Source organism: Umezawaea tangerina (assembly GCF_003002815.1).
In the GTDB taxonomy this organism is placed as follows: Bacteria; Actinomycetota; Actinomycetes; order Mycobacteriales; family Pseudonocardiaceae; genus Umezawaea; species Umezawaea tangerina.
Genome location: NZ_PVTF01000005.1, coordinates 645234 through 671732, shown reverse-complemented (window position 1 = coordinate 671732; position 26499 = coordinate 645234). Strand labels below are relative to the sequence as shown.

Sequence of the window (26499 nt, the reverse complement as noted above, 5' to 3'; positions counted from 1 at the left end):
TTCCACCGGTCCCAGGATGTTGATCCGGAGTGGGGACTCCCGACTGGTGTCGGTGGGCATCCGCTTCACCACTGGCTTTCTGGACGAGGAGCCGCATCGGCCTCGGGCGCCGCGGGAGCGGCACGGCGCGCGAGCACCGGTGCTTCGTCCGACCTGTTCCGCCGACGCGGCACGCGCCGCCCACCCAGCGCCGCGATCAGGTATCCGAATGCGTTGAGCCGCACCGCTCCGTGCACCGGGCTCCAGTCGAATTCGCCGGACGCGGGCCGGTGCGGCACCGACGTGGCCATCGGCCGATGAGTGCGAGGGGCCCGGTCAATTCCGTACTCCGTTCGAGACCGCGTCAGTGGTGCTCACCCAGTGGATGGGTGAACCGCTCCGGGTTGTCCTTGTCCCGACAAGCTATCACCTGGCGTCGAAGCGAAGGTTAAGAAACGGTGAGGGTCGGCGCTGTGCGTCTCGATCGGTTGGCTTACCAGTGTGCGGCGGTGGTGCTCCTCCGTCGCTATAACCATTGCCGGGGATTGTCGAAGATCGAGCGGAATTGTCCGAAACGCCGCAACCACGTCGGGTGCATTGGCGCCCGCGGAGTCGCACCGGCACGCCTTTGCGACGGCCGGTCCGCCAGCGCGTCCGAGGTGCCCGTTACAAAGGACGGCATTCCCGCTTGCGGTCGCGGAACAGGTGCCAGTGCCGGTAGCCCAGCTCGCGCAGGCGCACCCGGACCGCCTCGAAGTCCTCGCCGATCCGGGAGGGCCGGTGCGCGTCCGAGCCGAAGGTGACCTTCACGCCGTAGAACGCCGCCCGCTCCAGCACGTCGGGCGACGGGTACCAGCCGCCGACCGGTTTCGTGCCACCGGAGGTGTTGATCTCCATCACCACGTCGGCCTCGACGATGTCGCGCAGCATCCGGTCCACCGCCGGGGTCTGGATGTCGACGAGCTCGGGCCGGTTGCCCTTGATCGCGTCCACGTGGCCGAGGATGTCGAACACCCCGCTGCGGGCGGCCCGGCCCACGGCGGCGCAGTAGCTCTCCTTCTCGGCCAGCAGGTCCGCGCCCTCCCACCGGGCCGGGTCGAAGATGTCGGTGGCGCCCAGGATGTGCACCGAGCCGATGATGTAGTCGAGCGGGTGGCGCCGGTAGATCTCCCGGTACAGCTCGACGTGCTCGTCGAGGAAGTCGGACTCCACCCCCACCAGCACGGTGATCCGGTCGCGGAACTCGTCGCGCAGGGCCGCCGCCTCGGCGAGGTACCTCGGGAACTCGGACTTGGCCATCGCCACCCAGGGCTTGTAGTGGTCCTCGGGCCTGCCGAAGAACGGCGAGTGGTCGGACACGCCGATGGTGTCCAGGCCCGCCTCGATCGCGGCCTCGACCATCTCGCGCAGGCTGCCCACGGCGTGCCCGCAGCGCTCGTGGTGGGTGTGGAGGTCGAACATGACTTCGTGCACCGCCCTTCGTCGATCCCGCAAAGGATCCGTTCCCCCGCGGGCGGTGTCGACGTCCCAGTTCTGGGACAGGCGCCGCCGCGGGCCGTGCACTTCACTGGCGGTGAGCAACCCGTTCCGACGCGCCGGATCCCGGCGTCGCTGCCGGAGGTGGACCGATGACGCCAACCGCGTTGGTGACCGGCGTGTCGCGAGGCCTCGGCCGCCACATCTGCCGCTCCCTCAAGGGTTCCGGGTACCGGGTGCTGGGCGCGGGACTGGCCGCCGCGCCGCGGCACGACGACCTGGACGACTACCGGTCGCTGAACCTGGGCGACCGGCTGCCCGCGTCGCTGTTCGCCACCGAGGACGTCGACGTGGTGGTGAACAACGCCGGGGTGTACCTGGACGACCCGCGCGCGGGCTACGGCGACCTCTTCGCGCTGCGGGTGGAGGACCTGCACCGCACCTTCGAGGTCAACCTGTTCGGAACGGTGCAGATGGCCCTGCGGTACGCGCCGCGCATGGTGGAACGCGGCTCGGGCCGGATGGTGTGCGTGTCCTCCGGCATGGGACGCCTCCAGGACGCCGACGGCGCGTCGTTCGCCTACCGGTCCTCGAAGCTGGCCGTGAACTCGTTGACGCTGGCCGTGTCGCGGCACTTCACCGCCGCGGGCACCGACGTGTCCGCGTTCTCGTACTGCCCGGGGTGGATCCGCACGGAGATGGGCACGGACTCCGCCCCGGACGACCCCGCCGACACCGCCGCCGACCTGGTCCGGTTGCTGGACCTCCCGGCGGAGCGGACGAACGGCCGCTTCTTCCGCGGCCTCGACGAGCTCGGCTGGGACAAGTGATCCCCGCCCGTCGCTGACCGTCCTGCGATCCGCGCGGACCGTCGAACACCGCCGCACCCCCTCGATCCGCCCACCGGTCCTCCGCCGCGGTTGTCGTCTCAGTGCCCCTCACCAGGCCCGGAAGGGCGCAGGGATCGACGGGGGACCGGTGCGGGAACCGCGCTGAGCAACGTCGGCCCAGTGACCGGAGCGAGGCGGGAAGTCGCGTTTCCCGAGGGGAAAGGACGACGGTGATGACCATGTCGATCGAGGCGGACAAGGGCAGGATCGGGGACCTGGCGCAGGACGGGTACCCCAAGCTGTCCATGCTGGGCAAGGCGTTGGCCATTCTGTGCATGTTCGAACCGACGGGCAGCACGCTGTCGCTGACGGAGCTGGCCCGACGGGCGCGCCTGTCGAAGCCGACCGCCCACCGGCTGATCGGCGAGCTCGTCCAGTGGGGCCTGCTGGAGCGGCACGGCAGGGAGCTCCGCCTGGGGCGGCGGTTGTCCGTGCTCGGCTCCAGGGTGCCCACCCACCGGGTGCTGTGCGACGTGGCGGCACCGCTGCTCGCCCGGCTGCACGACACGACCGGTGGGCGCGCCTACCTGTCGGTCCGGGACGGCGAGACCGCCGTCCACCTGGCGCGGCACAGCAAGGCCCGGCCGGGGCACTTCGCCGGGGTGAACCCCGACCGGATCGCGGCGAACGCGGCCGCCAAGGCGATCAAGGCCTTCGAACGGCCCGGCTACCCGCTGCGCGCCGTCCCCCGGCCCGACGACGGCTCGCACCTCAACCGGATCAGGTCGCTGGGGCACTCGTCGGTCGAGTACGACACCCCGGCCGAGCGGATCGTCGGTGTGTCCTGCCCGGTGCTCGTGCCGGGCGTCGGTGTGGTCGCGGCGATGTCGGTGGTGGGGCCCGCGTCCTCGTGCCCGGTCGGCATCGTGGTCCCCGCGGTGCGCGGTGCGGCGACGGCGCTGGCCCGCACGCTCGGCGAGACCGGCGAGTTCGGCTACATGCGCTGACGGCCGCCGGGCTTTCACGACGGCGCGCACGAGCGGCGCCCCCGACGGGATCGGCCCGCTCACCCGGTATTCGGGTGAGCGGGCCGATCGCTTTGTCCGGCAGGTCGTGCCGGCATTTCCGGTGATCGCGCGGCACATCGGGTCGCGATATCGACGAATACCATCGGAGGCATCTCGATATCCCATGCGAAGTGAACCGCTGTCAAGCGCTGTTCCGCGTCGCAAAATCAATACCCGAGTGCGTTGGTGGGCTGTGCGGCCCATGCTAAAAATGTATTACCCGGAGCCGTCCGGGGGAGTTTAACGAAAGAGGTAGAAAATGAACCGCAACCACGTCTCCCTGCTCCGCCCGCGTCTGGACAAGGTGCAGACCCCCAAGCGCTGAGCTTGACAGACGGGTAATTGGCGCCGCCACGGGGGATGTTCTCCGTGGCGGCGCTTTCCTTGAATTCGACCACCCTGCGGAGGTGAGTAGAGATGACCACAACCGGAGCACCTCCGGTCGGCTTCGCGCGCATTCCCGTCGTCCCCGTCGTCGACGAGAAGCTGCGGACGACCAGCCTGAGCCTCACCGTCGGCTACGGCGCCCGGCACGATCCGGCCGGCCGCGGCGGAGTAGCGCACCTGCTCGAACACCTGTTGATGTCCAGTCCGGTAGCCGGGGTTCCGTCGTTCTGCGAGCACGTCGAGCGGCTCGGCGGCTACGTCAACGCCCACACCGCGCCGGAGATGACGCAGTTCTACGCCCAGGTGAGCGCCGACGACGCCGACGAGATCGCCGAGCTGCTGCACACCGCGGTGCTCGCGCCGGTCTTCGAGGCCGACCGGCTGGCCGACGAGCGGGCCGTGGTGCTCAAGGAGCTGGCGACCGGCGCGGCCGACATGGCCGACGCCGTGCAGGACGCGTTCCTCGCCGAGTTCTTCGCGGGCCACGACCTGGGACGTCCGGTCGGCGGTGTGCCCGAGGAGCTGGCCGCCATCACGGTCGAGGAGCTCCGGGCCGAGCACGCCGCGAACTTCCTCACCAGCCCGATGGTGCTGGTGGTGGTCGGACCGAGGATCCCCAAGCCGCTGGTCGACTCGCCAGCCGCGGGCTCGGGCGCGGTGTTCCGCGTCGGCCGGGACGAGCCGGTCCCCGCACGGCAGGACCGGCTGCCCGCGTGGCCGACGGACGAGAACCTGTGCTGGGTGTGCATGGGCGCCGCCTCGCCCCGCACCGGCGACCCCGACCGGTCGGCCTACAACGTGCTGGCCAAGCTGCTCGGTTCCAGCCCCTCGTCGCTGCTCTACCGGTCCCTGCGCAACCAGGAGGGGCTGGCCTACTCGTTCCAGGCGTGGCACCGCGGTTACGCCGACGCGGGGGTGTGGCGGCTGCTGGTCGGTGTCGAACCGGAGTCGGCCCCGCGGCTGATGGAGGTCGTCCGGGAGCTGCTGGCCGGGCTCGCCACCGACGGCCCCACGCCCGACGACCTCGACGCCGCCCGCAGGCAGGCGGTGATGGGCCTGATCCGGGACAGCGAGTCGCCGCTCGAACAGGCCAACCTGATCGGCGCGCGCGGCAGGGCGGGCACCGTGGCGTGGTCGCTCGACGACGACCTGGCCGAGCTGGCCGCCGTCACGGCGCAGGACGTCCGGGCCGCGGCGGCGCAGGTCGCCGACGGCCTGTTCGTGTGCGTGCGACCGGAGGCGTCATGACCCGCGCGGTGGATTCGGGCTACGTCGACGCGGCGCGGGAGAGCGGTCTGCTCCGCACGGTCGCCGGGCGGTCCTACGTCGCGGGCGCGTACACGGACGCGGTCACCGGCCGGCGGCAGGTGCTGGTGGAGTACGCCGACCACGGGCTGGTCGAGGACCCCGCCCTGCTGGCCGAGCTCACCGGGGTGCTGGTCGCGGGCCACGACGACGCGGACGGCCTGCTGATGCGCACCGGTCCGTGGGTGGAGCTGCCGCGACCGTGGCGGACCCAGGTGACCTACGTCCGGCTGGCGGGCGGGTCTCCGTCCGATGTGGACTTGGCGGCGTCGGCGGCGGACGTGGACTTCGAGGTGACGACGGCGGGACCGGAGCACGACCCGCTGGTGCTGGGCTGGCTCGAACGGGCGTTCCACGCCGCGGGCGACGAGATCGAGGCCGACGTGGCGGCCACCGACGCGGCCACGGCCGCGCGGAGCGTGCTGGAGCAGCGGGGACGCGTGTCGCTGCTGGTGTGGCACCGCGGCGAGCCCGTCGGGCACGCCACGCTGCTGTGCGCGGCGCACGACGAGGTGACGGGGACGGACTTCGTGGAACTGGTGGACAGCCTGGTGGAACCGGTGGTCGACGTGCGCGCCGCCACCACCGCCCTGACCGCCGCGGCGGGCGAGCACGCCGCGGGCCTCGGCCTGCCGCTGTTCGGCAACGTCGTGCACCCGGTGGGCGACAGCTCCGGGAAGGCCGAGCGCGTCCTGGCCTCGCTGCGCAGACGCGGGTGGCGGGTCAGCCACCGGTACTGGTTCGCGCCACTGGGGAGCCGGTGATGAGCCTCTCCGCGAAGGTCGACTTCGCCTTCCTGCGCTCGCTGCTGGGCGTCGACGAGTCCGAGTCGGTCCGCGCCGTGATGCGCGCCGCGGGCAAGGCCGGGTCGCACCTGTCCCACATGGTGATCTCCGTCGCGGCCCGCGACGGTCTGAAGATCGGCACCGGCAGCGCCGACGAGCTGCGCCGGGAACGCGAACAGGCCGCGCGCTACCGGGGGCTGGCCGCCGACATCGGCGCCGCCACGCCCATCCGGATCCTGAAGGGGCAGTCGATCGCCGGGTTCTACCCGCCGGACGTGGTCCGCCCCTCGGCCGACCTGGACCTGCTGCTCGCGGACGAGGCGTCGCTGTGGCGCGCGGCCGGGGTGGTCGGCGACCAGGTCGACGTCGAGCTGATCGACGTCTCGCTGCTCCGGTTCGACGGGGTCACGCACGTGCTGGCGGGCCTGTCCTGGCCCTCCGACGACCCGCTGCTGGACCGGGACAACCGGGTCGAGCTCACCACGATCGCCCTCGTCGGCGACTACGTGCGGGTGCCGCCGTCGGTCGTGCTGCCCGCGGACGCCACCCTGGCCGCGCTCGTCTGCCTCGCCGAGGAGCGCTTCCAGCACGAGTTCACCGTCAAGGACGTGGTCGACGTCGTCATGCTGTTCGACAGCGGCCCGCCGGACCCCGACCGGCTCGCCGACACCGCGGTCGAGTACTTCCGCGCCCCCGAGCTGCTGGAGCTGCTCGCCAGGACCGCCGAGCACATCTCCTCCCCGCTGCTGGAGGAGTGCGTCGAGCGGCTGCGCGCACCCGCCGAGGAGGAACGGCGGCGGCGGACCGGTGGCAGCCCCGTCGAAAGCGTCCCGCCGACCGTGCAGGGCCGTCTCGCGGCCGGGCTGCCCGTCTACGGGTTCCTGCTGCGGCGTGCCCGCCGGGACTGGTCGGTCAGCAGCCTGCACCGCGGTGAGGGCCTCGACCTGCTGCGCACCCCGGTGGCGGACTTCCTGCTCGTGGCGGGCGAGCTCGTGACCGAGGACGACTACCACGCCGCGCTGCGCGAGCTGGACGGACTGGAGGTGGGTTCCCCATGACCGACGCGGTCGAGACCCGGTCGCTGCGGCGGACGTTCCCGGCGCGGGCCGGGCGGGGTGGCGGCGAGATCGTCGCGCTGGGCGGTGTCGACCTGTCGATCCCGTCCGGTTCGGTGCGGGGGCTGCTAGGTCCCAACGGCGCGGGCAAGACCACGCTGTGCAAGATCCTGTCCACCGTGCTGCTGCCCAGCTCCGGCACCGCCTCGGTGCTGGGCCACGACGTCCGGCACGAGACCCTGGCGGTCAAGCGGTCGATCGGCGTGGTGTTCGGCGGCGACCGCGGCCTGTACGGGCGGTTGACCCCCAGGCAGAACCTCCAGCTGTGGGGCGCGCTCTACGACCTGCACGGGCGCGCGCTGTCGCGGCGCGTGGACGAGCTGCTGGAACGGGTCGGCCTGTCGGGGCGGGCGCGCGACCGGGTCGACGGCTTCTCCCGCGGCATGAAGCAGCGCCTGCACCTGGCGCGCGGCCTGATCAGCGACCCGCGGGTGCTCATCCTGGACGAGCCGACCTCGGGCATGGACCCGGTGGCGGTGCGGGACTTCCGCGGGCTCATCGGCGAGTTGACCGCCGAGGGCCGCACCCTGCTGCTGACAACGCACGACATGGCCGAGGCCGAGGCGGTCTGCGACGAGGTGACGCTGATCGACAACGGCGTGCTGCTGGCGACCGACACCCCGGCCCGGCTGGCGGCCCGGCTGTCCACTTTGGAGCGGGTCGAGGCCGACGGCGTCGCTGACGACGTGCTGGCGGGGCTGTCCGCGCTGTCCGGGGTCTCCAAGGCGCACCGGGAGACCGGCGGCCGGGTCGTCGTGCACACCACGACGCCGGCCGCCACCAGCGAGGTGTTGGCGCTGCTGGTGTCCGCCGGTGTGACGGCCCTGCGCACGGTCCGGCCGAGCCTCGAAGAGGTCTACCTGCACGTCATCGGCGACCGCGGGATGCTGGTGTCCCCATGAGACTGTTCCGGGACGCCTTCCGGTTCCAGGCGGCGCTCACCCTGCGCTCGCCCGACACCGTGCACGTGCTCGTGACGGCACCGCTGTACACGGTGGTGTTCATGGCGATCAGCAGGCACGCGCACCGGACCGACCTCGCCGCGTACGCGGTGCTCGCGCCGGTGCTGATGTCGTTGTGGAGCCTGGCCCTGCTGACCGCGGGCGACCTGATCTCCCGCGAGCGCTCGCGCGGCACGCTGGAGGCGATGGTCGCCACACCCGCCTCGTTCCCGGTCGTGGTCCTCGCCCGGATCACCGCCGTCACCACGATCAGCACGGTCAGCTTCGTCGAGTCGTGGCTGGTCGCCTGGTGGCCGTTCGGCGTCGTGGTGCGCGTCGAGCACCCGTTGACGCTGCTGTGGTGCCTGGTGCTGTCCGCGCTGGCGATGGCGGGCACGGCCAGCGCGATGTCGGCGCTGTACGTGCTGCTGCCGACCGCCCGCACGCTGCAGAACAGCTTCACCTACCCGTTCTACCTGCTCGGCGGCATCCTCGTGCCGGTGAGCTACCTGCCGGAGTGGCTGCGGCCGCTGAGCAGGCTGGTGTTCCTGTCGTGGAGCTCGGACCTGCTGCGCAGCGCGCTGTCCCCGGCGCCGGTCGTCGACGAGCTGCCGCGGCTGGCGGCGATCGCGGTGCTCGGCGCGGCGGGCTGCGCCGTCGGCGGGCTGATGATCACCCGCATCCTGCGGCGGGTGCGGTCGACCGGCACGTTGGCCAGGACCTGAGAGGTGGCACCCATGCGGTACCTCGTGCGCACGTCCACGGTGCTGCGCTACAGCGCGGCCAACGCCTGGGCGGACTTCCGCGCCTCCTACACGTGGTGGAGCTGGACCTTCGGCTGGCTGGGGCGGATGCTCGCCCAGGTCACGTTCTTCGCCTTCGTGGGCATCATGCTCGGCGACCAGGCGCAGCTGCGGTACCTGGTCGTCGGCAACGCGGTCATGACCTGCGTGGTGGAGACGATGAGCGTGGTCGCGTCGAGCTCGTCGGAGGGCAGGATCGGCACGCTCCCGCTGCTGAGCGCGGCACCGGTCCGGCTGGCCTGGGTCTTCCTCGGCCGCAGCGTCCAGTGGCCCGTCAGCGGCTCGCTGACCGCCCTGGTGTCGTTGCTGGCGCTGGCACCCGCGTTCGGGGTGCACTGGTCGCCCACCCAGGTCCCCGCGCTCGTGCTGCTCGTGCCGCTGACGGCGTTGTCGACCTACGCGGTGGGGCTGTTCCTGTCCGCGTTCGTGCTCACCGCGTCCGGGGCGCGCAACCTGCTGTCCAACTCCGCCTACCTGGTCATGATGGCGATCTGCGGGGTGCAGGTACCGGTGGACTTCTGGCCCTCGTGGGTGCGGTCGATCGCGTCGACACTGCCGCTGACCCACGGCCTGGCCGCGATCAGGTCGGTCGGCGACCGGGCCCCGGTCGCCGACGTGCTCGGGCAGGCCGGGCTGGCACTGGCCTGCGGCGTCGGCTGGCTGGTGATGGCCGTGCTGGCGTTCTCCTTGCTGGAGCAGCACTCCCGGCGCCGAGACGCGTTCGACTTCGGCGGCTGAGCGGGGTGTGCCGGGGTGTTCTGGGCCGCGGCGACGGGAGCGTCGCGGCTAGGGGCTGTTCGAAGTTCGGATCTGGGCTTGCTGGTGGTGTGCTGGTGGAACACGGATGTGGCTCGTTTTGACGTGACCGATGCCGAGTGGGCGTTGATCGAACCGCTTGTGCCGGTGGCGGCTGCGGGGCCGTTGCCTCGGCGGGTGCGGGATCAGTTCAACGGGGTTCTGCGGCGGTTTCGTACCGGGTCGGGCTGGCGTGATGTTCCCGAGCGGTATGGGCCCTGGTCCACGATCTACTCCCGGTTCAACGCCTGGGCCAAGGGCGGGGTGTTCCAGGCGCTGATGGACGCGCTGATCGCCGCGGCCGCATCCCGCGGGCAGGTCGGACTGGAACTGGTCAGCGTGGACTCCACGACCGTGCGGGCCTACCACGAAAAAGGGGCTCCGGGGCCCACACGCTATGACGAGTCGCCAGAAAGCTACGAAGCCGGGTTACGCCTGCGTGCAGCGATCATGTGGTTGAAGACCTTGCTCGACCACATGATCCAAACCTCAAACAGCGGCTAGGACGCCTTGCGGACCGCCTTCTCCAGGTCGGCGCGCTTCATCTTCGAGCGGCCGCTGACCCCGAGCTCGCGGGCGCGCTTGTCCAGGTCGGCCTTGGACAGGTCGGACAACGCCTTGGCCGAGGGCTTGCCCGCCCGGTCGCCGTCGCCCTTGTCGCTGCTCTTGCCACCGGCCTTGGCGCGGCTCTTCCGGGTGCTCTCGACGCTGTGGCGCAGGGCCTCCATGAGGTCGACGGGCTCGGTGGCGTGGGAGGGTGCGGGGGCCGGGGTGGTCTTCTTGCCCTTGCGCTTGTCGCGCACCAGCTTCTCGACCTTGGCGGTGTAGGTGTCGCGGTAGTCCTCCGGCCGCCAGGGGCCGCTCATCGAGTCGATGAGCGAGGTCGCCATCGCGACCTCCTTGGGCTTGGCGCGGTCGCCGGTGGGCAGCTCGTCCAGGACGTCGGCGGGGTCGCGGATCTCGTCGGCGAAGAACAGGGTCTCCAGGGCCAGCAGGTCGCCGTCGGCGTGCACGGCGGTGAGGTACTGCTTGCCGCGCATGACGAACGTGGCGATGCCCGCCCGGTTCGTCTTCGCCATGGCGCGCACGAGCAGTCGGTACGGGTGGGCGTACTCGGACTTGGCCGGGCCGAGCCAGTAGCTCTTCTGGAAGAAGACGGGGTCGATCTCGTCGAGGTCGACGAAGGTGTCGATGTCGATCGTGCGGGACCGGCCGGGGGCGATGTCGGCCAGCTCGTCCTGCTCGAGGACGACGTACTCGCCCTCGCCCACGTCGTGGCCCTTCACGACGTCGGAGTAGTCGACCTCGTCGCCGGTGCGCTCGTTGACCCGCTGGTAGCGGATGCGGTCGGACGTGCCGCGCTCGAACTGGTTGAAGTGCACGGTGTGGTCGTGGGTGGCGCTGTAGAGCGCCACCGGGATCGTGACCAGCCCGAAGCTGATCGCACCGCTCCAGATCGCCCGAGCCATGGCCGCACCGTCCCGTCGTCGTGGATTCCTCCCGACGGGTACCACGGGGCGCGCGGCGCCAACCTCACGCCGCCCGGCGCACCGCCACCTGCCCCGCCCCGCAGTGCGGGCACACGGTGCGCGGGACGACCCGGTCGACGAGCAGGCGCCGGGAGTCCTCGAACGTGGGCGCGGCCTTGCCGGGCACCAGGAGGGTGTCCAGCGCCTCGCGCCAGCGCCGCGCCTTCTCCCGCGAGCGCTCCACGGGATCGGTGAGGTGGGCGCGGGCCCGTGCCAGCGACTCCTCGCGCGCCTGTTCGCCCTCGGGGCCGAGGGGAGCGGCCTGACGGGGCTCGTGCAGGCGGGCGTTGCGGCGGTTGACCCGCCACCACTGCCCCAGCGGCACGCCCGCCACCGGCGGCTTCGACCGACGGCCGTCCGCGCCGGACCACGCGCGCAACCGGGCGCGCAGGAACTCGTGCGCCTCCTGGTCACGGCCGCGCGGCCTGCCCTGGCGGGAGCCGTCCGGCCGCTGGTCCACGGCCAGCAGCAGCGCGTCGACGGGCCAGCCGTCGGCGAACCACGGGGCCAGCGTCGTGCGGACCCGGTGCCGGTCGGCGTCCGGCCAGCTCGCCCGCATGCACACGGCTTCGACAGCCGTGTCGATCTCAGTGTCGGTCTCCGGGATGACACGGCCGGGCCACTGCCTGGGATCTAGCCGCACCCGCATCGCACGCTCCTCTCCGCTCGAACACCAAAACGAACACCTGTTCGAAGATGGTGCCGGCGACCACCGACAAAAAGTGGTCGAGGTGCTGGGCCAAGAGGGTGGTTCCGGGCGTTGTCAACCCTGTGATCCCAGTCACATCATGACTGATTCGGGATCCGCTGAGCTGGGGAAACGCCACCAGGAACGGTCCGGAAGGGCAACACGCGGAACTCGTCGAAAAATTTCTCCCGACCCGCCCCGCGACACCCCTGGGAGTGCCGCGGGGCGGTCGTCAGGCCGTTCGACCGGCGTCCCGGTGCCCAGGGGTCATGCGGCGAGCTGCTTGGCGGGCTTGAGGAACACCGACACCAGCACCGCCGCCACGACGCAGAGCGCGGCGTTGACGAAGATCGCGGTCGACACGCCGTCGAGCACGGAACCGGCGTTCTCGCCGCCCGCGGAGTGCACCCGCGCGGTCACGGCCGCGCTCATGATCGGGATGCCCATCGTGATGCCGACCTGCTGGCTCATCGTGGCCAGCCCGGTGGCCAGGCCCTGCTCGTGCTCGGGCAGCCCGGAGGTCGCGGTGACCATGAAGCCGACGATCGCGACCAGGTTCGCCACACCGCCGACGAACGTCGCCACCAGCAGCAGCGCGATCCACGCCGAGTCGGGGCCGAGCAGGACCAGCGACATCGTCGCGACGGCCTGGACGGCGAACCCGACGACGACGGTGTTCTTCGTGCCGATGGCGCCGATGACGCGCGGGGCGATGGTGCCGCCCAGCACGGTGCCCAGGCCGAGCACGGCGAAGGACAGACCGGCCGACAGCGGCGAGTAGCCGAGGACCTTCTGCAGGTACAGGGTGAGCAGGAAGACCAGCGAGGTCTCCGTCACGAAGGCCAGCAGGCCCGCGACGTTGCCCCAGCCGACGGTCCGGCGCTTGAGGAACGCCACCGGCACCAGCGGGGACTCGACGTGCTTCTCCACGAACCAGAACACGACGAGCAGCACGACGCCGATCGCCAGCGAGCCCAGGGCGGTCGGGTCGCTCCACGAGCGCTCGCCCGCCGTGGTGAGGCCGTACACGATCGCGAGCAGACCCAGGGTCACCGCGACGGCGCCGGGGACGTCGAGCTTCGGGCGGACCGCGGGACGGCTCTCGGTCAGCACCATCGGGGCGAGCACCAGCACGATCAGCGCCACGGGCACGTTGATGAAGAACGCCCACCGCCAGCTGAGCAGGTCGGTGAGCACGCCGCCGAGGATCGCCCCGGTGGTGAACCCGGCCGCCATCAGCGCGCCGTTGAGGCCGAGCGCCTTGGACCGCAGCGGTCCTTCGGGGAACGACGTCGTCAGCAGCGACAGCGCCGCGGGCGTGACGGCCGCGGTGGCCAGGCCCTGCGCGACGCGGGCGACCAGCAGCATCGTGGGGGAGACCGCGAGGCCGCCCACCAGCGAGGCGACCCCGAGCAGCGCCATGCCGCCGATGAACAGGCGCCTGCGCCCGAACAGGTCGGCGACCCGGCCGAACAGCAGCGTGAAGCCCGCCGCGCACAGCGCGAACGCCGTGGCGATCCACTGCAGGTTCTCCAGGGCGAACCCGACGTCGGAGCCGATGACGGGCAGGGCGACGTTGAGGATGGAGAAGTCGACCGCCAGGGTGAAGCTCGCGCTCAGCAGCAGAACCAGGACCAGGCGGTGCTTGCCGGTGATCCGCGACGGTGCGAGCTCGCCACCGGTTGTGCTTCTTCCCCGATCGACACTGGACATGTCGGGGTCCTTCCGATTGGGCGGCGTTATCAAGACCGCGCCGAGCCTCGCCCCGTTCTCCATGACCAACCAGCCCTCTGCGCCGGCTAGCCGCCCGTTGCCCAGCACTCGCAGGGTCAGCCACGGGCTGCCGGCACGGGGACATGCGCCGATCCCGTGGCTCGAAGAAATGCCGTGGCGGGTGGCTGAAAATAGACATCCGGATTTCCGAAAACGGTGTCACCCGTCACCTTGATGACGTTCTCCACCGCACCCGGACGGATTGCTGCGGCTGTTGGACGGGCCGGGTCAGCGGTGGTCCCGCGTGAGCCGGACGCGGTCGTCGTGCAGGGGGATCCCGGAGGCGAGCAGGCTCAGCGCCGCCTCCGACGGGGTGCCCGGCTCCGCGCTGTACATCAGAATCCGGTGCGCCGAGTCGTCGGGCATCTGCACCATCTCGAAGGCCAGCTCCATGGCCCCGACCACCGGGTGGTGGAAGACCTTCGACCCGAACGTGCAGTTCAGGACGGGGTGGCGCGACCACAGGGACGCGAACTCCGGGCTCTTGACGCACAGCTCGCCGATCAGCTCGGCGAACGGGCGGTCGTCCGGGTGCCGCCCCGCGACCAGCCGCAACGACGCCACCGACCGCTTGGCCTCGTCCTCCCAGTGCGGGTAGAGCTCGCGCGTGTGCGCGTCCAGGAACAGCATCCTGGTCAGGTTCGGCCTGGTCGCGGCCGAGTACGGGCTGCGCGGGTCGTGGTGCCCGGCCAGCAGCGCGTGGCCGAGCGGGTTCCACGCCAGCACGTCGCTGCGCCGGTCCATGGCGACCGCGGGGACCTTGTCCATCGCCGCCACCAGCTGCCGCACCCCGTTGCGCGCCGACTCCGCACGCCGCGGCTGCCTGCGCTTGCGGCGGCCGGGACGGGCGAGGTCGCGCAGGTGGGCGCTCTCGTCCTCGTCCAGCCGCAGCGCCCGCGCGATCGCGTCCAGCACGTCGTCGGAGGCGTTCTGGCTCTGCCCCTGCTCCAGGCGCGTGTAGTAGGTCACGCTCACGCCCGCGAGCTGCGCGAGCTCCTCCCGGCGCAGGCCGGGGACCCGGCGCGCGCCGCGCGAGACCACTCCCACGTCCTCGGGCCGCAGCCGGGCGCGCCGCGTGCGCAGGAAGTCGCCCAACTCGGCCGGTGCGTCCACACCCGCCAGTGTCCCCCGGTTCCGGCCCGCGAACCTCACCTTGCCAGTGATACCCACCGGTCGGACCGGCGCGCCGCCGCACCCCCCCCGGAACACGGGTGCGGCGGCCTTCGGGGTCCCGCAGCCGGGCAACCCGGCGGGGCGGCGGGCCGTCCTCCTCTGTTGATCGACTCAGTCGGTCGACAGGGGGCGGGCCGTCCGGCCCGACGAGAGAGGACTCCGATGAGGATCGCCAACGCCGCGGCCGTCGCCGTGCTGGCCACCGGGGCGCTGCTGGGCGGCGTCGCACCCGCGGGCGCCGACCCGGCCGCGCAGGCCAAGACGTTCTACCGCGTCACCGCCTGGCACGACGTCAACATCCGGCTGTGCCCGGCCTCGAGCTGCACGCTCGCGGGTCTCATGGTCGCGGGCACCAGCTCGGACCGGGCGCTGTGCTGGACGCACGGCGAGGAGATCACCGACGCGGGCATCACCAACGACATCTGGATCGTCGTCCGCGAGGAGGACGGCGGCCCGAAGTGGGCCAGTGCCGTGTACTTCACCGGTGACGAGCGCGCGGGCATCCCGGTGGAGGCCGCCTGCGCCTACTGACCGGCCAGCCGCCGCACCCGGAACACGGGTGCGGCGGCCTCGGCGGTCGTGGTGCACTGGCGGCCACCGCGTGCGGAGGAGGCCACGATGGCGGGTGCCGGCCTGCTGTACCTGGACGTCGACGGCCCGCTCAACCCCTACGCCGCCAGGGCCCACCGCAGGCCCGAGGGGTACGGCACGTTCCGCCGCACGGCGCGCGGCGGCTGGTACGGCGGCCGCGACGCCAAGCGGTACAAGGGGGTCCGGGTGTGGCTGCACCCCGGCCACGGGGCGCTGCTGGGCGACCTGGCCGCCCGGACCGGGCTGGAGCTGGTCTGGGCGACGTCGTGGGGGCACGAGGCGAACCGGCACATCGGCCCGGCCGTCGGCCTGCCGCCGCTGCCGGTGGTCGAGTTCCCGGAGTGCGACCTCGACCCGGTCGACGGCTGGTCGGCCGACGGCGGCTGGAAGTGGCCCGCGGTGCTCGACCACGCGGCGGGGCGCCCGTTGGCCTGGTTCGACGACGAGCACGACGCCTTCGCCGCGGGGCGGGCCGCCTTCGACCTCGGCCGCGCGGGCGCGCCGACGCTGCTGTGCCACGTCGACCCGCGGACCGGGCTGCTGGCCGAGCACCTGGAGCGGGTCGAGGACTGGGCCGCGGGCCCGCGCACTACTTGAACGGCGCCGCCGCGTAGGCGTCGTGCAGACCGGCCAGCCCGGCGGCCTTCGGGTCCAGCGTCGCCCACTCCGGGTTGGAGTCGAAGTAGTTCGCCACCGCGATCGGGGGGCCCGGCTCGGCGTTCAGCCTGGTGATCGCGGCGGGCACGGTGCGGATCCAGGTGGCCTGGTCGCCGAGCGCCTTCGCGGTACCCCACTCGGCGATCGTCACCGGCTTGGACCGCCACGCGGCGGGCAGGTCGGCCACGGTCCACGCCTTGGTGCGGTTGAACACCTCGTAGGCCGTCCGCGCGCTGCCGTGGTTGTAGGCGTTCCACTGCAGCACGTCGATCCCGGCCGCCAGCGACGCCGGGTGCATCCGCTTCCACGCGTCGCGGTCGAACCCGCCCATGCCGACGGAGAACCGCACGCCCGCGGGCAGGCCGTGCGAGCGGAACCACGCCGTGATGTAGGAGACGGCGCTCACCGCGCGGGCGTCGGCCTGCGCCCACGTGTAGGCCGTGCCGCCCTCGGTCGTGCCGAACTCGTGGTCGGTGTCGAACTCCGAGGCCAGCTGGATGGTCAGGGTGCTGTTGTGCCGCATGGTCTTGACCTGCGCCAACGACCGGGCCAGCAGACCGTCGACGGAACCGCTGAGCACCTGGCCGTACCCGTAGGCCCTGGGCCACGTGGTGCCGGGCCGCTGCTGGATGGTCATGTCCGGCGCGGGAACGGTGTAGGTCACGCCGTCGACCGTGAACGTCTGCGCGCCCGCCGGGCCGCCGTAGGACTTGAGCTCCAGGACGAAGTTCCTGGTCACGTTCGGCCCCAGCGCGTCGATCCACGCCTTCTGGTAGCCGGGGAAGGTGTTCCCGTCGGCCAGCGACCGGTACTGCGTGATCGACTCCAGGTTGCCGATCACGGCGGCGTCCGCGGTCACGTCGCCGTTGCCGCCCAGGTAGTACCCGCCGCGCACGGCGACGGCGTCGGCCGCCGCCGCGGGAGCTCCGACGGCCGCGGCCGCCAGCAGCAGCACTCCGAGGGCACTCGACATCACTGCACGACCCACTCGTCACCCCATGTCGGAAGAAGTGCGGGCGCCGGGCGGGATCCACCCCCCAGGTCGAACCGCCGCGCCGCGCTGGATGATCAACAGTAGCGATCGCGGTCGGCCGGGTCGGCGTGTCGCTTCGGGACCCCGGAGGCCGCCTGCCGCCGAATGCCCCCCGAAACCGGCGTGACTTGGTCCGGAAACACCCTTGACAGCGTTTGTGACGCGTAGCACACTCCGTACGGCCCATGATTGAAACGTTTCACCACGTATCGGGAGTCGTGTGTGGACCTGCCCCCAGACCCGCCGCTCGTCCTGCTCGAAGGCGTCTCCAAGTCCTTCGGCGCGGTCCGCGCGCTCACCGACGTCACCCTCGCCCTCGCACCGGGCGAGGCCCACGCGCTGCTCGGCGAGAACGGCGCCGGGAAGTCGACCCTGATCAAGACCCTGGCCGGGGTGCACCGGCCCGACGCGGGCCGCCTGCTGGTCGACGGCGAGGAGGCCCGGTTCTCCGGGCCCGCCGACGCCAAGGCGGCGGGCATCGCGGTGATCTACCAGGAGCCCGCGCTGTTCGGCGACCTGTCGATCGCCGAGAACGTCTACACCGGACGCCAGCCGCTGCGCTCCGGCCGCCGCATCGACACCCGCGCGATGCACGCCGACACCACCGCGCTGTTCACCCGGCTCGGCGTGGTCCTGGACCCGGCCCGCCCGGCGCGCGGCCTGTCGATCGCCGACCAGCAGATGGTCGAGATCGCCAAGGCCCTGTCGTTCGACGCCCGCGTGGTCGTGATGGACGAGCCGACCGCCGCGCTGTCCGCCCGCGAGGTGGAACGGCTGTTCGCCGTCGTGGAGCTGCTGCGCGAGCAGGGCGCCGCCGTGCTGTTCGTGTCGCACCGGCTCGACGAGGTGTTCTCGCTGTGCCAGCGGGCGACCGTGCTGCGCGACGGCAAGCACGTGTGGTCCGGGCCGCTGACCGGGGAGACCCCCGACGGCCTGGTGCGCCGCATGGTCGGCCGCGAGCTGTCCGCGCTGTTCCCCAAGCAGGACACCGAGGCGGGCGACGTGCTGCTCTCGGTGAGCAGGCTGACCCGCGAGGGCGTGTTCACCGACGTGTCGTTCGACGTGCGCGCCGGGGAGATCGTCGGGCTGTCCGGACTGGTCGGCGCGGGCCGCAGCGAGGTCGCCCGCGCGATCTTCGGCATCGACGGCGTGGACGCGGGCGAGGTGGCCGTGGGCGGCAAGCCGCTGCGGCTGGGCTCGCCGACCGCCGCGATGGCCGCGGGCATCGGGTTCGTGCCCGAGGACCGCAGGCAGCAGGGCCTGGTCGTGGACGCCTCCGTGGAGCGCAACGTCGCACTGGCCTCGCTCGGGCGGCTGTCCTGGTTCGGCCTGCTGTTCGGCCGGGGCGAGCGGCGGCTGGCCGAGGACTGGGCGATCAAGCTGAGCATCAAGGCCGGACGGCTCGGCGCCGCGGTGTCCACGCTGTCCGGCGGCAACCAGCAGAAGGTCGTGCTGGCCAAGTGGCTCTCGCGCAGGCCGTCGGTGCTGATCGTCGACGAGCCCACCCGCGGCATCGACGTCGGCACGAAGGCCGAGGTGCACCGGCTGCTCTCGGAGCTGGCCTCGGAGGGCGTGGCGGTGCTGATGATCTCCTCGGAGCTGCCCGAGGTGCTCGGCATGGCCGACCGGGTGCTGGTCATGCACGAGGGGCGGCTGGTCGAGGAGATCGCGCGCGCCGACGCGACCGAGGAACGCGTGGCGCTCGCCGCCGCGGGCCGGTCCGGGGCGGAGTCGTGAGGGCCACCGCGTGGGTGCCGGTCGTGACCGAACGCCAGGAGCGCAGGGGAACCACCGCCGACGCAGGGGTCGGCGCGGGAGGGGACGGGGTGTCGGTGTTCGGTACGTGCCAGCCGGCGGAATGGGTGCCGGTCGTGCGCGGTGGCTTCGGGGTCAGGGGCATCGCCCGCGTCGTCGTGACGGAGCAGCGCGCCGCGCTGGCCGCGAGCGGGACCGGGGGGACGTCATGAGCGTCGTCGCGCCGTCGCGCGCGCGTCGGGTGACCGAGACGATCGGTCGGGCCCGCGAGTTGGGCATCGTGGTCGCGCTGGCGCTGGTGGTCATCCCGACCGCGCTGGTGAACCCGCGCTTCGTCGAGGCCCAGAGCATCAGGGACCTGCTGCTCAACGCCTCCATCGTGGCGATCCTGGTCGCCGGGCAGACCCTCGTCGTGGTGACCCGCAACGTCGACCTGTCGGTCGGGTCGACGCTGGGGCTCTCCGCGTTCCTGACCGCGCAGACCTTCGCCGACCACCCGGACACCCCGATCCTGGTCGGGCTGCTGATCGGGGTGGTGGTCGGCACCGCCTGCGGTGCCGTCAACGGGATCCTGGTCGCCGCGGGCCGCGTCCCCAGCCTCGTGGTCACGCTCGGCACGCTGTACGTGTTCCGCGGCATCGACTTCGCGCTGGCGCACGGCCGCCAGATCAACGCCTCCGAGCTGCCCGACGACCTGCTCGCGCTGGGCACCAGCCGGATCCTGGGCATCCCGTGGCTGGTGGTCGTCACGGTCGTCGTCGTGGCCGCCGCGTCGCTGTACATGCGCTGGTACCGCTCCGGTCGCGACCTGTACGCGATCGGCTCCAACCCCGAGGCCGCCGTGCTGGCGGGCATCGCGGTGGCGCGCCGCACGTTCGGCGCGTTCCTGCTCTCCGGCACGGTCGCCGGCCTGGCGGGCGCGCTGTGGGTGGCCCGCTACGGCACCGTGGACGCCGCCGCGGCCACCGGCCTGGAGCTCCAGGTGATCGCGGCCGTGGTGGTCGGCGGCGTGGCCATCTTCGGCGGCTCCGGCACGGTGGTCGGCGCCGCGCTGGGCGCCCTGCTGCTGAGCACGATCGCCAGCTGCCTGGTCGTGCTGCGCATCCCGGCCTTCTGGCAGCAGGCGATCAGCGGTGCCCTGCTGATCGGGGCCATCACCGTGGACCGGCTGCTCGCGCTGCGGCTGTCCCGAGAACTGCGCGGAAGGAGCGACCACGATGGCTGAACGGCTGCGCGGGTTCGCCCGCTGGGAGACCGCGCTGGTGGTGCTGCTGGTGCTCGTCGCGGTCGTCGGGCAGGCCCGCACCGGCGGCGACTTCCTCGACGGCGGCAACCTGTTCTACCTCGGGCTCGACATCGGCGAGGTGGCGCTGATCGCGCTGCCGCTCACGCTGGTGGTCGTCGCCGGGGAGATCGACCTGTCCGTCGCGTCGGTGCTGGGCCTGTCCAGCGCGGTGATGGGCGAGCTGTGGAACGCCGGGTGGACGATCGAGGCGATCATGCCGACGGTGATCGTCCTGGGCGCGGTGTGCGGTCTGGTCAACGGCCTGCTGGTGACCAGGCTCGGCCTGCCGTCCCTGGCCGTCACGATCGGCACCCTGGCCCTGTACCGAGGTCTGGCGCTGGTGGTGCTGGGCGACGGCGCGGTGGCCGACTTCCCGTCGAACTTCACCCAGTTCGGCACCACGCCCGTGCCGGGCACGTGGCTGCCGTACCCGATCGTGCTGTGCGCGGTCCTCGCCGTCGGGTTCGCGATCACCCTGCACGCCAGCTCGTTCGGCCGGTCGGTCTTCGCGATCGGCTCCAACGAGGAGGGCGCCCGCTTCTCCGGGATCCGGGTCAAGCGGGTCAAGCTGCTGCTGTTCGTGCTCACCGGTGCGATGGCCGCGCTCGCCGGGATCGTCTACACGTTCCGGTTCTCCAGCGCCCGCGCCGACAACGGCGTCGGGCTGGAGCTCGCGGTCGTCGCCGCGGTCCTGCTCGGCGGCGTCTCCATCTTCGGCGGGCGCGGCTCGCTGGGCGGGGTGCTCGCCGGGGTGCTCCTGCTCGGCGGTCTGCGCAACGTCCTGATCCTCGACGACGTCTCCACCGAGGTCCTCACCGTGGTCACCGGGCTGCTGCTCCTCGTGAGCGTGCTCGCCCCGTCGCTGACCGCCCGCATTCGCTCGACAAGCACAGGAAGGCGTTCCCCATGACCCATCGCCCCGCGGTCACCTCGCTGGTGCTGCTGCTGACCGCCGCCACGGCGCTCGCAGGCTGCTCCGGCACCAGCAAGGACAGCGCGCAGACCAACGCGCCCGCGGCGGGCAACAGCGCCGCCGCCAACCCGAACGCGGAGATCAAGAAAGGGCTGAAGATCACCTACCTGCCCAAGGCGGTGAACAACGCCTACTTCACCACCGCGCAGAAGGGCGCCGACCAGGCGGCGACCGCGCTGGGCTCCGAGCTCAAGGCGACCGGCCCGTCCGACGCCAGCGCGTCCTCGCAGGTGACCTACATCAACACCGCGGCGCAGCAGAAGCAGGACGCGCTCGTGCTGTCGGCCAACGACGCCAACGCCGTCGCCCCGTCGCTCAAGACGGCCCGCGGGCAGGGGATGAAGGTCGTCACGTTCGACTCCGACGCCGCGGCCGACGCCCGCGACGTGTTCGTCAACCAGGCGACCACGCAGGAGATCGCGACCATCCAGGTGAAGATGATCGTGGACGCGACCGGCGGCAAGGGCGAGATCGCGATCCTGTCGGCGACCCCCAACGCCACCAACCAGAACGCGTGGATCGAGATCATGAAGACCGAGCTGGCGAAGCCCGCCAACTCCGGCCTCAAGCTCGTGGACACCGTGTACGGCAACGACGACGACCAGACGTCGTTCCAGAAGATGCAGGGCCTGCTGCAGGCGCACCCGGACCTCAAGGGCGTCGTCTCGCCCACCACGGTCGGCATCGCCGCCGCGGCGCGCTACCTCAGCACGTCCGAGTACAAGGGCAAGGTCGCGCTCACCGGTCTCGGCACGCCGAACCTGATGCGCGACTACGTCAAGGACGGCACTGTGAAGTCGTTCGCCCTGTGGGACCCGACCAAGCTGGGCTACCTGGCCACCTACGCCGCCGCGGCGCTGGCGTCGGGTCAGATCACCGGTGCCTCCGGTGAGAAGTTCAAGGCGGGCGACCTGGGCGAGTACACCATCGGCGAGAAGGGCGAAGTGGTGCTCGGACCGCCGACGGAGTTCACCAAGGACAACGTCGACCAGTTCCAGTTCTAGCTCCGGGGGCGACCATGACGGATTCCACGGACCGGGTGAAGGCCGCGCTGCGCGCGCAGCGCATCGAGACGCCCTCGTGGGCGTACGGCAACTCGGGCACCCGCTTCAAGGTGTTCACCCAGCTCGGCGTGCCCCGCACGCCGTTCGAGAAGATCGACGACGCCGCGCAGGTCCACGCCCTCACCGGCGTGGCACCGACGGTGGCGCTGCACATCCCGTGGGACGCCGTCGACGACTACCGGGCCCTGGCCGACCACGCCGCCGAGCGCGGCGTGGCGCTGGGGGCGATCAACTCCAACGTGTTCCAGGACGACGACTACAAGCTGGGCAGCGTCACCAACCCGGACCCGAGGGTCCGGCGCAAGGCGACCGACCACCTGCTCGACTGCGTCGCGATCATGGACAAGACGGGGTCGCGCGACCTCAAGCTGTGGTTCTCCGACGGCCTGAACTACCCCGGCCAGGACAACCTGGCGCGGCGGCAGGACCGGCTGTCGGAGGCGCTGCGCGAGGTCTACGACCGGCTCGGCGACGACCAGCGGATGCTCATCGAGTACAAGCTGTTCGAGCCCGCCTTCTACGCCACGGACATCCCGGACTGGGGCACGGCGTTCGCGCACTGCCTGGAGCTGGGGCCCAAGGCGCAGGTGGTCATCGACACCGGGCACCACGCGCCGGGGACGAACATCGAGTTCATCGTGTCGTTCCTGGCGCGGGCGAAGCGGTTGGGGGCGTTCGACTTCAACAGCCGCTTCTACGCCGACGACGACCTGATGGTCGGGTCGGCGGACCCGTTCCAGCTGTTCCGGATCATGCACGAGATCGTGCGGGCGGACGCGTTGCGGCCGGAGGCGGGCATCGCGTTCATGCTCGACCAGTGCCACAACATCGAGCCGAAGATCCCGGCGATCATCCGGTCGGTGCTCAACGTCCAGGAGGCGACGGCGAAGGCGCTGCTGGTCGACGCCGACGCCCTCGCGGCCGCGCAGGACTCCGGTGACGTGCTGGAGTCCAACGCGGTGCTGATGGACGCCTACAACACCGACGTGCGGCCGTTGCTGGCCGAGCTGAGGCAGGACATGGGACTGGACCCGGAGCCGATGGCGGCCTACCGGCGCTCCGGCTACGCCGAGAGGATCGCGGCGGACCGGGTCGGCGGGGAAGCGGCGGGCTGGGGCGCCTGAGCCGAACGGCGGCCCCCTGTGGGCCGCCGTTGGCCGGTGGTGGACAGAACTGTGGACACGCTCCCGCGCATCGTGCCAAGGTCGGTCCGCCTGACCAGTGAAACGTTTCAGCGGGTCCGACGGACGGGGAGACGGATGTCCAGCGAGGTGAACCGGCGGATGTTCCTCACGGGGTCGGTGGTCGGAGCGGGCGTGCTCGCCCTCCCGGTGGGGGCGGCGCTGTCCGAGGGCACGGCCGCGGCCGACGTCGAACCAGCCGGAGGCCTGCGGATCGAGTCGACCACGGTCGAGTACGCGGAGACCCTGCTGGGCACCGACGTCCCGCTGCCGAGGCTGGCCTGGGTGCTCGGCGCCGAGGCCGCCTCGGCGGGGCAGACCGCCTACCAGGTGCGGGTGGACGGGGTCTGGGACTCCGGCAAGGTCCTGTCCGACCGCACCACCGGCGTCGTCTACGGCGGCCCGGCCCTGCGCCCGCACACCCGCTACACCTGGCGGGTGCGGGTGTGGGACGAACGCGGCCGCGCCTCGGCGTGGAGCACCGCCCGCTGGTGGGAGACGGCGTTCCTGGAGACGCCGTGGACCGCCCGGTGGATCGGTGCGGCCCCGCCCGTCGCGGGCCTCGACTTCACCTCCGCGTCGTGGATCTGGTCGCCCGGCGCCACGACGTCCAACGCCCCGGTGGGCCCGCGCTGGTTCCGCGCGGGCCTCGACCTGCCCGCCGGGGTGGCGGTCACCCGCGCCCGGCTGATCGCCACCGCCGACGACGACTTCACGCTCCACCTCGCGGGCCAACAGGTTCTGACCTCGCCGGAGCAGACGGACGGCTGGAAGCTCGGCAAGTCCGCCGACGTCACCGCGCTGGTCCGCGCGGCCGGTGGCCGGGTCGTGCTCGCCGCGCTCGCCACCAACCGGGGCAACGTCTCGGTCAACCCGGCGGGCCTGCTGGTGCGGCTGTCGGTCGACCTGGCCGACGGCACCCGGCGCGACCTGGTCACCGGCACCGGCTGGAAGGTCGCCGACACCGAGCGGACCGGGTGGCAGCAGCCGGGGTTCGACGACAGCGCGTGGGCCGCCGCCACCGTGCTCGCCGCCTACGGCCAGGGCCCGTGGGGCCGCGACGTCAGCCTGGTCGTCGAGGCGCCGGCACCGTTGCTGCGCAAGGAGTTCACCCTCGACAAGCCGGTCGCGACCGCCCGCCTGCACATCAGCGGGCTGGCCTACTACGACGCCCAGCTCAACGGCAGGAAGGTCGGCGACCGGGCGCTGGACCCCGGTTTCACCGACTACGAGGAGACCGTCCTCTACGCCACCCACGACGTCACCGGGCTGCTGGCCAAGGGCCCGAACACCGTCGACGTGGTGCTGGGCCGCGGTTTCTACGGCATGACCACCCCGAACGTCTGGTACTGGGAACGCGCGACCTGGCACGGCGAGCCGAGGTTGCTGGCGCAGCTGGAGGTCGTGCACACCGACGGCTCGCACACCACCGTCGCCTCCGACACCGGGTGGAAGGTCGCCGAGAGCGCCACGGTGTCGAACTCCCTGTACGCGGGGGAGTCCTACGACGCGCGCCGGGTGCCCGGCGACTGGCAGGACGCCCGCGTGCTGGACGCGCCGACCGGGACGCTCAAAGCCCAGCAGCACGAACCGATCCGGGTCGTGGAGACCGTCCGCGCCACCGCCGTGACCGAGCTGTCGGCGGGTGTGTACGTCGTGGACTTCGGCCGCACCATGGCCGGGTGGACGCGGCTCTCCGTCCGCGCCCCCGCGGGCACGGTGGTCCGGCTGGCGCACGGCGAGCACCTGGACGAGACCGGCAACGTCGTCCACCAGAACGGCCACGTGCCGGGCAGGCACCAGACCGACGAGTACACCTGCTCCGGCTCCGGCACCGAGACGTGGGAACCCCGCTTCTCCTACAAGGGTTTCCGCTACGTCCAGGTCACCGGCTTCCCGTACCGGCCGGGCCTGGACGACCTGTCCGCCCGCGTGGTGCACAGCGACGTGCCGGAGACCGGGACGTTCCGCTGCTCCGAGCCGTTCTTCGAACAGCTCGACCGCGCCATGAGGCGCACGCTGCTCAACAACATGCACGGCATCCCCACCGACACCCCGATGTACGAGAAGAACGGCTGGACCGGTGACGCCCAGCTCGGCGCCCCGGTGATGGCCTACGCGTTCGGCGTGCAGCGGTTCCTGACCAAGTGGATCGGCGACCTCGCCGACAGCCAGACCGGTCCCGGCGCGCTGCCGGTGATCGTGCCCAGCGGCGGCTGGGGCTACCAGGAGGCCGCGCCCGCGCCGGAGTGGACGACCGTCTACCCGTTCCTGGTCCGCGAGATGTACCGGACCTACGGCGACGAACGGCTGGCCGCCGACCACTGGGACACCCTGGTGAAGTACCTGGACTGGGAGATCGGGCGGCTGAGCGGGGGCCTGTCCTCCACCGCGCTCGGCGACTACCTGCCGCCCGGCTACGGCGGCAACCCGCCCGAGGACACCAGGCTCACCGCGACCGCCTACCTGCACCGCGCCCTGGTGGGCGTGGCCGAGCTCGGCGACCTCCTCGGCCACGCCGACGTCGCCGCCCGCTACCGCGCCACCGCGGACACCTGCCGCGACGCGCTCAACGCCACCTTCCTGGTCGACGGCCGCTACCGCAGCGCGCAGGACCCGGACTTCCGCCAGACGTCCCAGGCGATCCCGCTCATGTTCGGCCTCGTGCCGCCCGGCCAGGTGGCCCCGGTCGTCGCCGCGCTCGTCGCGGACGTCAAGGCGCGCGGCAACCACCTCAACACCGGCGCGCTGGGCACCAGCGTGCTGCTGCGGGTGCTCACCGCGCACGGCCACGCGGACGTCGCGCACGCGCTCGCGACCCAGCGCACCTACCCGAGCTGGGGCTACTGGTTCGACAACGGCGCCGACACGATGTGGGAGATGTGGCCGTCGACCTCGCGGTCGCGCGACCACTACTTCCAGGGCACCGTCGTGCAGTGGCTCTACGAGAACGTCGCGGGCCTGCGCCCCGGCGACGGCGGCTACCGGACGTTCGTGGTCCGGCCCGACGCGCGGGTCGGCGTGACCTGGGCGCGGACCTCGATCAGGACCGTGCGCGGCACCGCCTCGGTCGGCTGGTCCCTGGTCGGCTCGGCCGTGCAGCTCACCGTGGAGGTCCCGATCGGCTCCACCGCGGAGGTGCACGTCCCGGCGACGTCCCCCGAAGCCGTCACGGCGCATCCGGGCGCCGAGTTCGTCCGCGCCGAGCCGGGGTTCGCGGTGCACCGCGTCCCGGCGGGCAGCTGGCGGTTCCTCGGCAGGGTGTGAGGGTCTTGAAGATCACCACCTCGGGGCGTGAATCGTTTCAGCCACCT

General features: G+C 72.1%; 24 protein-coding genes. 18 read left to right on the top strand and 6 right to left on the bottom strand.

Annotated elements, in window-relative coordinates:
- Positions 1 to 645: 645 nt before the first annotated feature.
- Positions 646 to 1440, bottom strand: a complete 795-nt coding sequence (locus CLV43_RS20375; protein ID WP_106188852.1) for a histidinol-phosphatase — start codon at positions 1438 to 1440, stop codon at positions 646 to 648.
- Positions 1441 to 1607: 167 nt separating this feature from the next.
- On the opposite strand from CLV43_RS20375, the gene CLV43_RS20370 reads away from it, so the two are divergent.
- The 9 genes from CLV43_RS20370 to CLV43_RS20330 all read left to right on the top strand — a co-directional run bounded on the left by CLV43_RS20370 (position 1608) and on the right by CLV43_RS20330 (position 9987).
- Entirely contained in the window at positions 1608 to 2285 is a 678-nt protein-coding gene (locus tag CLV43_RS20370; RefSeq protein WP_106188775.1) for an SDR family NAD(P)-dependent oxidoreductase, read from the top strand.
- A 233-nt stretch (positions 2286 to 2518) separates the two neighbouring features.
- Entirely contained in the window at positions 2519 to 3292 is a 774-nt protein-coding gene (locus CLV43_RS20365) for a helix-turn-helix domain-containing protein (protein WP_106188774.1), read from the top strand.
- 477 nt (positions 3293 to 3769) lie between these two features.
- Positions 3770 to 4987, top strand: a complete 1218-nt coding sequence (locus CLV43_RS20360) for a M16 family metallopeptidase (protein ID WP_106188773.1) — start codon at positions 3770 to 3772, stop codon at positions 4985 to 4987.
- On the top strand, positions 4984 to 5808 hold the full coding sequence (locus CLV43_RS20355) for a hypothetical protein (protein WP_106188772.1): 825 nt from the start codon (positions 4984 to 4986) through the stop codon (positions 5806 to 5808). Before CLV43_RS20360 ends, CLV43_RS20355 begins: the two co-directional genes overlap by 4 nt.
- Positions 5808 to 6887, top strand: coding sequence for a hypothetical protein (locus CLV43_RS20350; RefSeq protein ID WP_106188771.1), 1080 nt, complete (start codon positions 5808 to 5810; stop codon positions 6885 to 6887). The genes CLV43_RS20355 and CLV43_RS20350 overlap by 1 nt, the downstream gene beginning before the upstream one ends.
- Complete coding sequence (locus tag CLV43_RS20345) at positions 6884 to 7846, top strand: ABC transporter ATP-binding protein (RefSeq protein WP_106188770.1); 963 nt, start codon at positions 6884 to 6886, stop codon at positions 7844 to 7846. The genes CLV43_RS20350 and CLV43_RS20345 overlap by 4 nt, the downstream gene beginning before the upstream one ends.
- A complete protein-coding gene (locus CLV43_RS20340; RefSeq protein WP_106188769.1) occupies positions 7843 to 8610 on the top strand; it encodes an ABC transporter permease in 768 nt (255 codons plus the stop codon). Before CLV43_RS20345 ends, CLV43_RS20340 begins: the two co-directional genes overlap by 4 nt.
- 12 nt (positions 8611 to 8622) lie before the next feature.
- Positions 8623 to 9426, top strand: coding sequence for an ABC transporter permease (locus CLV43_RS20335; protein WP_106188768.1), 804 nt, complete (start codon positions 8623 to 8625; stop codon positions 9424 to 9426).
- A gap of 15 nt (positions 9427 to 9441) precedes the next feature.
- Complete coding sequence (locus tag CLV43_RS20330; RefSeq protein ID WP_106188767.1) at positions 9442 to 9987, top strand: transposase; 546 nt, start codon at positions 9442 to 9444, stop codon at positions 9985 to 9987.
- Here the strand turns inward: CLV43_RS20330 and ku are convergent.
- The 4 genes from ku to CLV43_RS20310 form a co-directional block, all read right to left on the bottom strand.
- Positions 9984 to 10952 carry a non-homologous end joining protein Ku gene (gene ku, locus CLV43_RS20325; protein ID WP_106188766.1) on the bottom strand — a complete coding sequence of 323 codons (969 nt, stop codon included), beginning with the start codon at positions 10950 to 10952 and terminating at the stop codon, positions 9984 to 9986. The genes CLV43_RS20330 and ku overlap by 4 nt on opposite strands.
- A 64-nt stretch (positions 10953 to 11016) precedes the next feature.
- Positions 11017 to 11661, bottom strand: coding sequence for a hypothetical protein (locus CLV43_RS20320; protein ID WP_211304430.1), 645 nt, complete (start codon positions 11659 to 11661; stop codon positions 11017 to 11019).
- 306 nt (positions 11662 to 11967) lie between these two features.
- Positions 11968 to 13413: an MFS transporter gene (locus CLV43_RS20315; protein ID WP_106188765.1), complete on the bottom strand. Its 1446-nt coding sequence runs from the start codon at positions 13411 to 13413 to the stop codon at positions 11968 to 11970.
- Positions 13414 to 13701: 288 nt separating this feature from the next.
- Positions 13702 to 14586 (bottom strand): helix-turn-helix domain-containing protein, encoded by an 885-nt coding sequence (locus tag CLV43_RS20310; protein ID WP_106188764.1) that lies wholly within the window; start codon positions 14584 to 14586, stop codon positions 13702 to 13704.
- A gap of 222 nt (positions 14587 to 14808) precedes the next feature.
- Between CLV43_RS20310 and CLV43_RS20305 the strand changes: the two genes are divergently transcribed.
- Together CLV43_RS20305 and CLV43_RS20300 are read left to right on the top strand one after the other, a co-directional pair.
- On the top strand, positions 14809 to 15177 hold the full coding sequence (locus CLV43_RS20305) for a hypothetical protein (protein WP_106188763.1): 369 nt from the start codon (positions 14809 to 14811) through the stop codon (positions 15175 to 15177).
- An 87-nt stretch (positions 15178 to 15264) separates the two neighbouring features.
- Positions 15265 to 15834 carry an HAD domain-containing protein gene (locus CLV43_RS20300; RefSeq protein WP_106188762.1) on the top strand — a complete coding sequence of 190 codons (570 nt, stop codon included), beginning with the start codon at positions 15265 to 15267 and terminating at the stop codon, positions 15832 to 15834.
- Here the strand turns inward: CLV43_RS20300 and CLV43_RS20295 are convergent.
- Complete coding sequence (locus tag CLV43_RS20295) at positions 15827 to 16867, bottom strand: glycoside hydrolase family 26 protein (protein ID WP_106188761.1); 1041 nt, start codon at positions 16865 to 16867, stop codon at positions 15827 to 15829. The genes CLV43_RS20300 and CLV43_RS20295 overlap by 8 nt on opposite strands.
- Positions 16868 to 17149: 282 nt before the next feature.
- On the opposite strand from CLV43_RS20295, the gene CLV43_RS20290 reads away from it, so the two are divergent.
- From CLV43_RS20290 to CLV43_RS20260, 7 genes are all read left to right on the top strand, one after another.
- Complete coding sequence (locus CLV43_RS20290; protein ID WP_106188760.1) at positions 17150 to 18664, top strand: sugar ABC transporter ATP-binding protein; 1515 nt, start codon at positions 17150 to 17152, stop codon at positions 18662 to 18664.
- The gene (locus CLV43_RS20285) at positions 18661 to 18894 is read left to right on the top strand and encodes a hypothetical protein (RefSeq protein ID WP_106188759.1); all 234 of its coding nucleotides are present in this window, start codon (positions 18661 to 18663) and stop codon (positions 18892 to 18894) included. The genes CLV43_RS20290 and CLV43_RS20285 overlap by 4 nt, the downstream gene beginning before the upstream one ends.
- Positions 18891 to 19907 (top strand): ABC transporter permease, encoded by a 1017-nt coding sequence (locus tag CLV43_RS20280; protein WP_106188758.1) that lies wholly within the window; start codon positions 18891 to 18893, stop codon positions 19905 to 19907. Before CLV43_RS20285 ends, CLV43_RS20280 begins: the two co-directional genes overlap by 4 nt.
- Positions 19900 to 20877, top strand: a complete 978-nt coding sequence (locus tag CLV43_RS20275) for an ABC transporter permease (protein WP_106188757.1) — start codon at positions 19900 to 19902, stop codon at positions 20875 to 20877. Before CLV43_RS20280 ends, CLV43_RS20275 begins: the two co-directional genes overlap by 8 nt.
- Complete coding sequence (gene rhaS, locus CLV43_RS20270) at positions 20874 to 21944, top strand: rhamnose ABC transporter substrate-binding protein (RefSeq protein WP_106188756.1); 1071 nt, start codon at positions 20874 to 20876, stop codon at positions 21942 to 21944. The genes CLV43_RS20275 and rhaS overlap by 4 nt, the downstream gene beginning before the upstream one ends.
- A 14-nt stretch (positions 21945 to 21958) precedes the next feature.
- Entirely contained in the window at positions 21959 to 23128 is a 1170-nt protein-coding gene (gene rhaI, locus CLV43_RS20265) for an L-rhamnose isomerase (RefSeq protein ID WP_106188755.1), read from the top strand.
- A 135-nt stretch (positions 23129 to 23263) separates the two neighbouring features.
- Positions 23264 to 26452 carry a family 78 glycoside hydrolase catalytic domain gene (locus CLV43_RS20260; protein ID WP_106188754.1) on the top strand — a complete coding sequence of 1063 codons (3189 nt, stop codon included), beginning with the start codon at positions 23264 to 23266 and terminating at the stop codon, positions 26450 to 26452.
- Positions 26453 to 26499 lie beyond the last annotated feature (47 nt).